We start from the raw sequence: 9,139 nt of genomic DNA, 5'->3' as shown, positions 1-9,139 counted from the left end.
GGCGGCCCGACCCGCCGCCAGCGCCTCCCGGGTAACCCGAACCGCCGACTTCGACATCCTCCGCATCGCTGGTCTCCGGCCTCCGCCAAAAGTGGACCGAACCAGCAGGAGGCGCAGAGGGTTTCAACAGAGCAGCCGTTGGTATTAGTGCTCGGGACTGGTCCACCAATCGCGGCCAGGCTGGGCACGAGAGCCCGCGGCAGCTTTACGCCTACCGTCAGGGGCTTGAGCTCGTGCTGCGAGAGATGCTGGCGGAGACCTTCCGGGATCTCCAAGTCACGGTCTCGATCGAGCCCATTCCGGCGCCGCTGTCGGTCAGCCGCATGACCGCACTCGTGCTGCTGGTGAACGAAGCAGCCCTCAACGCCGCGAACTACGCCTTCCGCCCTGGGTACGACGGCATCTTCGCGGTGAGCCTGCGGCCGCATGCTGGCGGGGCGCTTCGGCTGGTCGTGCATGACGACGGCCCGGGTCCCGTCAGGGCGAGCGCGGAACCGCCGGCGACGTTGCCCGCCGGCGCGCGGGGTTAGAGATGTCGATCGTACAGTCCCTGGCCCGGCAGCTCGGCGGCGAACTCGAAGTGCTTGACGGGCCCGGCATGGCCCTCGCCGTCACCTTCGCTCCGCATTGATCGGCGCCGCCCGCGGCCGCGAGTGGCGGAGCCGGCTGGAAGCGGGATGCGACCGGTACGTGACCGCGTCTGCGTTCCGCACCGAGGCTTCTCCGTAAATGTTTCCAAACCCACCCGCATCCGCAGCATAGAAGGTTTGCTCCCCTCCTGGTGAATAGCGCGGAGCAGAAAATCTACTTCGGAAGCCGACCCGCAGCAGACGCGTCAGGCGTAATCAGGCAGGCAGTTCCTTAGCGAGGAGCGGTTCGGCAACTTCCGCATGCCCGTGGCCCGTCTGCATCGACCATTGTCCGAGGGGGGATGAAGCCGGCCCACAAGCTAGATGCAGACGGCGATCATCGGACCGACGGGTCGAGCAGGACCCAGAGGCGGGATATTCGCCTATCCACGATCTGCGCTGCGTCAGTGCCTGTTACGGCAACCTCCTCGCCCGGACCCGCGTGCCACCGCAAGGTGCCAAGGCCATGGTGGCCGACGGCCACGCCGTCCGCGTGGAACGCGAAGGTCAGCCCGAACTGATCCAGCAGACGCCCCGCGACCTCGCAGATCGCCGCGCGGCCCGTCACGATTGCGGTGGGCTCGTACATCACGGGATCGACGACATAGAGGTCCGCTACGGCCGCGGCGCGGCGAGCGGGATCGCGCTCGTTAAACACACGCTCGAGGTTTGCGCGGAGGAGATGGTTGAAATCTGCCTCCGGCGCTCCCGGAAGTGTCAGGTCGTTGCTCGACATGATGGGCCTCTTCAGAGACGAAAAGGTGTCGCGCGCAAGGAACTGCGCCGGGCCATGTGGCCGTGCCCCCTCGGATCTCCGAGGGCGATGGAAGGTCCGGCGCGTCGAGAAAGCCATTTGGGCTTCGTCCAGGGCCGAAGACGCCCCAGCCCTCCGCGCCGCGCAGGATCAGGCTCCGAAGCCCCCGTCGATGGTGTGCATGGCGCCGGTCACAAAGCCCGCCTCCGGCCCCGCGAGCCAGGCCACCATCCCCGCCACCTCCTCCGGACGCCCGTGACGCTTGAAGGCCATGGCGGGGTGCAGCAGGTCCTTCAGCGGTCCCTCCGCCGGGTTCATATCGGTGTCGATCGGCCCGGGCTGCACAACGTTCACCGTGATCCCGCGCGGCCCGAAGTCGCGCGCCAGCCCTCGAGCCAAGCCCTGCAGCGCCGATTTGCTCATCGCGTAGGCCGACACGCCCGGGAAGGAAACCCGGTCGCCGTTGACGGAGCCGATGACGATGATCCGGCCGCCCTCCGGCATCCGCCGCGCCGCCTCCACCGCCGCGTGGTAAGGCGCGTTCACGTTGATGCGGACCAGCCGGTCCACCACGTCAGGGTCCAGTTCCAGCGGGTCGCCGAAGACGACAACCCCAGCATTCACCACCAGCACGTCGAGCGGCCCGCTTTCGCGCACCCGCTCGATTACAGCATCGCGGTCTGCGCTGTCCGTCACCACCGCCATGGCGCCTGTCTCGGCTGCCAACCGCTCGGCCGCCTCGCGCGATCCGGCATAGGTGAAGGTCACCGCCGCGCCTTCCGCCACGAAGCGCCGCACAATCGCCGCCCCGATCCCGCGGCTGCCGCCGAGCACGAGAACGGATTTGCTCTGAAAGCCGGCCATGTGAGGTCCTCCTTGAGGTTCGATCTAGTGGTCGCTACATAAATACTCAGAAGGCTCCGTCAAGGCGTTTAATAGTGATTGATACAAAAATACCGCGCCCGCGCGGCCGGCCCCGGCGGTTCGACCCCGAGGCCGCCATCGCCACCGCCCAGCGCCTCTTCCACGCTCGCGGTTACGATGCCGTCAGCGTTGCTGACCTCACTGAGGCGATCGGCATCAACCCACCAAGCTTTTACGCCGCCTTCGGCAGCAAGGCCGGGCTCTACGCCCGTATCCTCGGCCGCTACAGCGTTGCTGACGGCCTGCCCCTGAACGAAATTCTGCGCCCTGGCCGCCCCGTCGCCGACGCCCTGGCGGCCCTGCTGGAAGAGGCCGCCCGCCGCTACGCCGCCGACCCGGCCACCGCCGGCTGCCTGGTCATCGAGGGGACGCGCTGCAACGATCCAGAAGCGAGGCAGGCGGCTCGTGCCATTGCCGCCACCGGCGAGATCGCCATCCGTCGCTTCATCGCCGCCACCAACCCGGACTCAGCAGGGCGCCTGGCCGACTACGTCGTGACTGTGATGACCGGCCTCTCCACTATGGCTCGGGAGGGCTACGGCCTGGATCGCCTGCTCACCACCGCCCGCCTCGCCAGCTTGCCCTTCGGACAGGTGCTCCAAACCTGAGCGCCTTGCCGAAAGCGCGTTGTCTGTTGTGCGAAGCCAGCCGCGCAATGCCTGCGTCCCGCGCGCACATAGAGGGGGCGGACGACAGCCGCTTTCCGCCCCCGCAACAAGATGGCCGGCCTGCAGTGGGGATCGTGCGAGCAAGCCGACTTATGAAGCGTGAATAAGTGGGGGCAGGGCCAGCGCCAGACGGGCCAGGATTGCGTGTCGGACGCCGCACCGAGTGCGAGGTACCGCTCCCGAAATGCGGCCTTGTCAGAAGGTAAATGAGTGGCGCGGGCAAGCGAACAGCACGCCTCGCGGCACCGCTTGGGGGCACGGCATCGTCAGGAATGCCTCAGGCGCCAGAATCCGGGCGATCCCGGCCAAATTTAACCCGATGGCAACGCTTCCCAAGCGGGAGCGACCGCGGTGCTGCTAGTATGGTGGCCAGTAGGCGTTGATGAGGATAACGCCCATGGCGTGGAGAAGGACGACGCGACGGCCATCTCGAAAGGCATCGATATCTAACGACGGCGACGCGGGGGTCGGACGGACCCGGCACTGCGGCCGGCCGCCATGCCGGGAGAACCATCGAAGTGCTTTCGGTTATTCCAGATAAGCGCTAAACTTCCCCCATGCCGATCCGCGCCCACATCCGCCACTCCCTACCATCCTGCGAGCGCCCCGGCGGCGCGCGAGGCGCCGCCGCCCTGCGCGCGGCCGAGCGCGCCGAGCTGCGCGTTGCCCGCGGTGACGGGACGGAAGAGGCGCTGAGCCTGCCGCCCTCGGCGCTGCCAGCGCTCGCAGAGCTCCTGGAGGGCCTTGCCACCGCAGAGGCAGTCACGGTGTTCGCCGACGACGCCGAGCTCACGCCCAAGGAGGCGGCCGCTGTGCTGGGGATCTCGCGCCCCCTCGTGCGCCGCCGGATGGACGCCGGGCTGCTGCCCTTCCGGCGGGTGGGCGCGCACAGGCGGGTGCGACTAGCCGACGTGCTCGCGCTTCGCGCGCGCGAGACGAACCGGCGCGCCGCGATAACTGAGCTCGCCACCGACGCGGAGGACCTCGAACGGCGCCATGGTGTCTGAGCCTGGCGAGGGCGGCGAGGCACCACTCTCACCGCCCCCCGGTCGTCGTGATCGACGCAAACCTCCTCCACCCTCTCCACATCCGAAACGTACTGGTTCAGGTCGGCGCGGATCCACGAGGAGTGGATCGCCAACCTCGCGGCCACGGGCCGTGTCGGGCGCGAACGCCTTCTGCACACCCGCGACCTCATGGACCGCGTCCTGCCCGAGGCTGAGGTGCGCGGCTGGGAGCCGCTCGTGGACGGGCTGTCGCTGCCGGACCCCGGCGATCGGCACGTGCTGGCGGCGGTGATCGCGGCGAGCCTGGGCGTGATCCTGACGATGAATCTGCGCGACTTCCCGCCGGGCGCCCTCGCGCCGCTCGGCGTCGCCGTGGCGCACCCGGACCCGTTTCTCTGCGCGCTGCACGACGCTGACCCGGAGGCAGTGCGCGCCTCGGCGGAGGCCGCCCATGCCAACCTCAGCCGGAGCACGCCAACGTTCGGCGCGTACCTCGACGCGCTGAGGCGTCAGGGGCTTCCGAGCCTCGCCGCAAGACTCTGCGCTCCGGGCGGGTAAGGCCGACCCGGAGGGGACTCTTGCGATATGGCGATTTACCCTCACGTCGGCCAGGACAAGCTCCGGTGGCTGGCGATGCTCGCGCAGGACCTCGCCCTCGGATGTCCCGTGCTCCACGGCCAGCCATCCGGAAGCTCAGCCAGCCGCAGGGCCAGCCGGGGTCAGCCCGCCCGCGCGCTCCAGGAAGCGGTGGTTGACGGGGCTGTGCGGGCGCAGCGCCAGCCGCTCCTGCGCCAGCGCTTCCGCCGTCTCGGCCAAGCAGCCCCGGATCGCCGCCTCCGTCAACGTCCAGTCGATCACGTCGCGCTGCGCATGGCTTCCGCCGAAGGCGTTGGCGATCTGCCGCGCGCCGAACAGGTGCTCGACGGCTGCGGCGTAATCGCTGCGGCGGAAGGCGGCGAAGCCCTCGATCAGCGGCAGGCCGGTCTCGTGCATCCAGCGCGCGGCCTCCGAGCCCTCCGCCCGGCGCGCGGCCGCGAGCAGGCGCTCCACCGCGTCCAGGCGGCCAGCGCCGAAATGCGCCATCGCCGCATGCCAATCGTTGAAGGCGTAGAGCCGCCCATCCGCCTGCTGGTCCCAGGCCACGGAGAGTTCGTCCCAGCGCGCGCCAACATCCACGCCCAAAAGGTCGAGCCGCCACAGCAGCGCCGAGGCATCCACCAGATCCACAGCGACCGCGCTCCGTCCGCCGCGCACGGGCCCGTCATAGAGCGCGAGCGCAGCGGCCGTGTCGCCGAGTTCGATGTGGCACAACGCGCGATGCCACCAGTTGTGGACACGGAAGAAGTTCTCCTTCCCCGCCCAGTGCGGCTCCCGCCCGGCCATCCAGGCGAGGCCTTCGGCCGGGCGGCCCTGCATCTCCATTACATGCGCGACGGCGTGGTGCGCCCAGCAATCACGCGGGTCGGCCTCTACCGCCTCCTGCCCGACGGCCTCGGCGCGGGCGTGGTCACCCGACTCCTCGAGCCCGAAAGCATACATGCCGAGCACGAGCGACCGACCCGGCATGCCCCGCCAGTGCGGCAAGGCCCGAGCGATGCGGTCGCGCAGCGCGCGGGCATTGGCGCTGAAGAAATCGATGAGGTGCCCTGCCTGCAGTGCCGGCAGGTCGTGCGGGAACAGCAGGGAATGCCGCTCGAGCGCCAGGCCCCCGGCGCTCCAGTTGCCGGCCAGAACCTGCGACAGCGCCTCGGCATGGCCGGTCTCACGCGCCCGAAGGGGCAGCGCGATGGCCTCGATTAGCAGGGCGCGCGCCGCCGCAGTCGCCTTGGGCTCGGTGGTCAGGGCGAAGAGCCACGCCTTGAACAGCCGCGCCATCGCAAAGCGCGGGGCGACGGCGATCGCCTCGTCTAGCAGGCCGACGGGGTCGCCGCGGTACAGGGCGAAGGCTTCCGCGGCGGCGTCGAACAGCCGGATGGCCTCGGGGGTGACGCCGGAGAGCGGCTCGGGCATGCGGGCGATGGTCATGGCCTTGTCCTTTGCTGGGTCTGGCGATGCGCTGAACCTGCCCGGATCGACCGGCACACCCTATCGCGGTTTGCGTTCGGAACTGAACGCTACACCGCCATGGGCCTTGTTGGCGGAGGGGATTCACGCTTTGGACCGTTCAAGCGCCGCCGCAATCCGCTCTGGCCAGCCATTGGCTCAGCCGCGGCAATGTGCTGCCTTGCCCTGCGAAATCAGACAGTGCCTGGGCGCCCGGAGGGCGCCGCGCAATGCGTCCGATGGCCAGGGCGCAGGAGACGCGTAGGCGGATCCTGTATGCAGCGCCCGCTTTGGTCCTGGCCAGGGTCTTCGGCGCAACCCCGGCCGAGGACCTTATGGCCGAGACAGGCCCAACCGGAGCGGCCTCCTGCCAGAGGACCGCGCGCTGGCTGCCGCAAAGACAATGCAACACCAGAACGTTCAGGAATGCGGCGCTTGAACAGCATGGGTCGAAGCGAGCGGCTTCCGCTGGCTTCAGCCCATGGCGGACGTTGAACATCAACCGCCTGCAATTCCCCACGCACCCATTGAGAGCGCCGGGCCCCTTCTCCCCTACGAATCTGTTGGCTCGATGACTGTGTAGATCGCCAGCTTCAGCGCCGGATCGTCATTCGCCTGGAAGGTGGCGTACTCGCATCGCAGCAGCCCCCGGCGGGGGTGGTGCAGGAGCTTCTCACCCGACCTGGCCTCGTGGACGTCATGTGCCTCCCACCACCCCGCGAACTCCGGGCAGCCCTGCCGCAGCCGCCGCAGCAGGTCGAGGAAGGCCGGGTCGCCAGCCCAGAGGTCGTGCGTGGAACGGAACTGAGCCACCATGCGCCGCGCTTCCGCGGCCCAGCCGGCTCCGAAGAGCTGGCGCGCGGCAGGCTTCGTCAACACGCTGACCAGGGTGTTGCGATCTTCCGCTGGCAACCTGTCGAAGGCGAAGAGCTCCGCTGCCGCGGCGTTCCAGGCCAGGATGTCCCAGCGGCGGCCGGTGACGTAGGCCGGCGGGTGCAGGCCCTCCACCGTCCGGCGGATCGCCCCAGGCACCGTCTCGGGCACGAAGGCGCGCTGATCGGCGTCGCGCGTCAGGGCGCGCAGATGAGCGTGCTCCACGGGGCCAAGACGCAGCGCCCGCGCCAGCGCATCGACAGTGGTGACGGAGGGACTGACGCTACGCCCCTGCTCGAGCCGGATGTACCAGTCGATGCCGATGCCGGCGAGCTCGGCCACCTCTTCCCGCCGCAGGCCCGGCGTTCGGCGGCGGCGCCCGTTGGGCAGCCCGACCGCCGCCGGGCTTAACCTTTCTCGCCGCGACCGGAGGAAGTCGGCCAGCTCGCTCCGACGCGGATCCGCCATGGACGGGTCACTCCCGATGCTGGGTGTCACAGTCCCAGGATAATGCCAGGCCTGGATGCCGCTCGGCCAGCTGCGACTCTGGGATTCCGGAACAGCGAGGTCCGCCCCATGAATGCCGCCATCTTAAAGGCGTTCGGCTCGCCGCTCGTCATCGAGACCCTGCCCGACCCAGTCCTCGGCACCGGCGAGGTGGTCGTCGAGGTCGCCGCGACGCGCGTGCTGTCCTATGCGAACGAGGTCTTCAGCGGAGAGCGCCGCTACATCCTCGACCTGCCGGTGGTACCGGGCCCGGGCGGCATCGGCCGGGTCCTGCAGGTCGGGCCGGATGCTGCGTACCTTGTGCCCGGTGACTGGGTGTTCTGCGACCCCACCGTGCGGTCGCGCGACGCCGCCGCCTCGCCGGAGATCACCCTGCAGGGCTGGAGCGCCCGGGGCGAAGGCGGCCTCCATCTGCAGCGACATTTTCGGCACGGCTCTTTTGCTGAACGGATGCTGGTCCCGACCGAGAACGCCAAGCCAATCGGCCCGATCGGACCGGATGAGGCGGCGCGCTGGTGCGCGCTCGGAACCTTGCTGGTGCCTTATGGCGGCTGGCTGGCGGCTGGGCTGCAGGCGGGAGAGACGGTGCTGGTCAGCGGCGCCACAGGCAATTTCGGCAGCGCCGGCGTGGCGGTGGCACTGGCTATGGGTGCGGCCTGCGTCGTGGCCCCCGGCCGGAACCGGGCCATCCTGGACGACCTTGAGCGGCGGTTCGGCTCGCGGGTGCAGACCGTCGAGCTGACCGGAGAGGAGGTTACGGACCGCGAGCGGATGCGGCAGGCAGCCCCAGGCGCGATCGACTGCGTGCTCGACCTGCTGCCGCCCTCGGCGCCCGCCAGTGCGGCGCGCGCCGCCATCATGGCGGTCCGTCCCTACGGCCGGGTGGTGCTGATGGGTGGCGTCGGCATGCTGGGCGGCCCGGGACTTGAGTTGCCCTATCCTTGGATCATGCGGGACTGCATCCGCATCCTCGGCCAATGGATGTACCCGCCCGATGCGGCAACGCGGCTGGCCGCGCTGGTTCGCTCCGGCCTGCTGTCGCTCGGCCAGTTCAACGTCGTGGAGTTCCCGCTGGATCAGGCGAACGCCGCCGTCGCGCATGCGGCCGCAAATGCCAGGCCATTCGCCATGACGGTCCTCAAGCCATCATGACCAAACCTCGGCAGGCCTTCCGCTTCATCGTAGTCCACCGCGGAGTTCCTGCAGCACTGAGCCTCGGATGATCTAACCGCTGCGCCACCGGACAGCGGCGGTGTATTCTCGGGTTTGGATCGTGTGATCGTTGGTTGCGCTACCGCGCCGTCCAAAGGAACACTTCTGGGCCGCCCGCCGAGCCGGCATGGCGCCGTATAGGGCGGGATGACGTTGAACGGCATGCGGCGAGCCTGGTGCTCCTGCGCGTGTCCGCCCGGCCAACCGATGTAGCTACACCCCTGCCCGTCCTCTCGGCGGGCACACGAGGGCCCCGTGATCTCACCCCGAGGTCACGGGGCTTTTCGCGTCTCCGTCGCCGCTGCGCGATCGCGCCGTGATGGTGGTGCAGGTCACAGGCCCGGATGCGGGGCCTGGGTAAAGTCCCTTTGTCGAAGGCGATCACCAGGGCGGGACGCAACCCGAAGCCCGGTGTCATCCGAGAGAGACAGAAAGGACCCCGGCCATGCGCAAGATGATCCTCCCCGCCGCCCTCGCCCTGCTGGCCGGTGCGGCCGCCCTGGCCCCCACGGTGCAGGCCCA

The 9,139-nt window shown here is 69.4% G+C and carries 9 protein-coding genes; 5 read left to right on the top strand and 4 right to left on the bottom strand.

The features are described from left to right. Positions 1-245 precede the first annotated feature (245 nt). Complete coding sequence (locus tag E2C05_RS24915; protein WP_133222348.1) at positions 246-530, top strand: ATP-binding protein; 285 nt, start codon at positions 246-248, stop codon at positions 528-530. 436 nt (positions 531-966) lie between these two features. On the opposite strand, the gene E2C05_RS24910 is transcribed toward E2C05_RS24915, so the two are convergent. Both E2C05_RS24910 and bdcA read right to left on the bottom strand, forming a co-directional pair. After that, a complete protein-coding gene (locus E2C05_RS24910; protein WP_133222347.1) occupies positions 967-1,365 on the bottom strand; it encodes a nuclear transport factor 2 family protein in 399 nt (132 codons plus the stop codon). Between the two features lie 168 nt (positions 1,366-1,533). Beyond that, on the bottom strand, positions 1,534-2,247 hold the full coding sequence (gene bdcA / locus E2C05_RS24905; RefSeq protein WP_133222346.1) for an SDR family oxidoreductase: 714 nt from the start codon (positions 2,245-2,247) through the stop codon (positions 1,534-1,536). A gap of 74 nt (positions 2,248-2,321) precedes the next feature. Here bdcA and E2C05_RS24900 point away from each other — a divergent pair, with 74 nt between their 5' ends. The 3 genes from E2C05_RS24900 to E2C05_RS24890 all read left to right on the top strand — a co-directional run bounded on the left by E2C05_RS24900 (position 2,322) and on the right by E2C05_RS24890 (position 4,540). Further along, the gene (locus tag E2C05_RS24900) at positions 2,322-2,915 is read left to right on the top strand and encodes a TetR/AcrR family transcriptional regulator (RefSeq protein ID WP_240046885.1); all 594 of its coding nucleotides are present in this window, start codon (positions 2,322-2,324) and stop codon (positions 2,913-2,915) included. Between the two features lie 617 nt (positions 2,916-3,532). Further along, positions 3,533-3,982, top strand: a complete 450-nt coding sequence (locus tag E2C05_RS24895) for a helix-turn-helix domain-containing protein (protein ID WP_133222345.1) — start codon at positions 3,533-3,535, stop codon at positions 3,980-3,982. A gap of 189 nt (positions 3,983-4,171) precedes the next feature. Continuing rightward, on the top strand, positions 4,172-4,540 hold the full coding sequence (locus tag E2C05_RS24890; protein ID WP_133222344.1) for a hypothetical protein: 369 nt from the start codon (positions 4,172-4,174) through the stop codon (positions 4,538-4,540). Positions 4,541-4,675: 135 nt separating this feature from the next. Here E2C05_RS24890 and E2C05_RS24885 read toward each other — a convergent pair whose 3' ends face one another. Together E2C05_RS24885 and E2C05_RS24875 are read right to left on the bottom strand one after the other, a co-directional pair. Next, positions 4,676-6,007, bottom strand: a complete 1,332-nt coding sequence (locus tag E2C05_RS24885; protein ID WP_158292357.1) for a tetratricopeptide repeat protein — start codon at positions 6,005-6,007, stop codon at positions 4,676-4,678. A 570-nt stretch (positions 6,008-6,577) separates the two neighbouring features. Next, positions 6,578-7,366, bottom strand: a complete 789-nt coding sequence (locus tag E2C05_RS24875) for a helix-turn-helix transcriptional regulator (RefSeq protein WP_133222341.1) — start codon at positions 7,364-7,366, stop codon at positions 6,578-6,580. 108 nt (positions 7,367-7,474) lie between these two features. Here E2C05_RS24875 and E2C05_RS24870 point away from each other — a divergent pair, with 108 nt between their 5' ends. Then, a complete protein-coding gene (locus E2C05_RS24870; RefSeq protein WP_133222340.1) occupies positions 7,475-8,557 on the top strand; it encodes an alcohol dehydrogenase catalytic domain-containing protein in 1,083 nt (360 codons plus the stop codon). The last annotated feature ends 582 nt before the right edge of the window (positions 8,558-9,139 follow it).

Source organism: Paracraurococcus ruber (genome assembly GCF_004353985.1).
Lineage (GTDB): Bacteria > Pseudomonadota > Alphaproteobacteria > Acetobacterales > Acetobacteraceae > Paracraurococcus > Paracraurococcus ruber.
Note: the sequence above shows the minus strand (reverse complement) of the source record. Positions and strands in the feature narration are given on the sequence as shown.

Bases quoted from the DNA above. Each gene is read 5' to 3' on its own strand.
- E2C05_RS24890 (WP_133222344.1), top strand. From the start codon at position 4,172: ATGGACCGCGTCCTGCCCGAGGCTGAGGTGCGCGGCTGGGAGCCGCTC.
- E2C05_RS24915 (WP_133222348.1), top strand. From the start codon at position 246: ATGCTGGCGGAGACCTTCCGGGATCTCCAAGTCACGGTCTCGATCGAG.
- E2C05_RS24870 (WP_133222340.1), top strand. From the start codon at position 7,475: ATGAATGCCGCCATCTTAAAGGCGTTCGGCTCGCCGCTCGTCATCGAG.
- bdcA (WP_133222346.1), bottom strand. From the start codon at position 2,247: ATGGCCGGCTTTCAGAGCAAATCCGTTCTCGTGCTCGGCGGCAGCCGC.
- E2C05_RS24910 (WP_133222347.1), bottom strand. From the start codon at position 1,365: ATGTCGAGCAACGACCTGACACTTCCGGGAGCGCCGGAGGCAGATTTC.
- E2C05_RS24895 (WP_133222345.1), top strand. From the start codon at position 3,533: ATGCCGATCCGCGCCCACATCCGCCACTCCCTACCATCCTGCGAGCGC.
- E2C05_RS24875 (WP_133222341.1), bottom strand. From the start codon at position 7,366: ATGGCGGATCCGCGTCGGAGCGAGCTGGCCGACTTCCTCCGGTCGCGG.
- E2C05_RS24885 (WP_158292357.1), bottom strand. From the start codon at position 6,007: ATGACCATCGCCCGCATGCCCGAGCCGCTCTCCGGCGTCACCCCCGAG.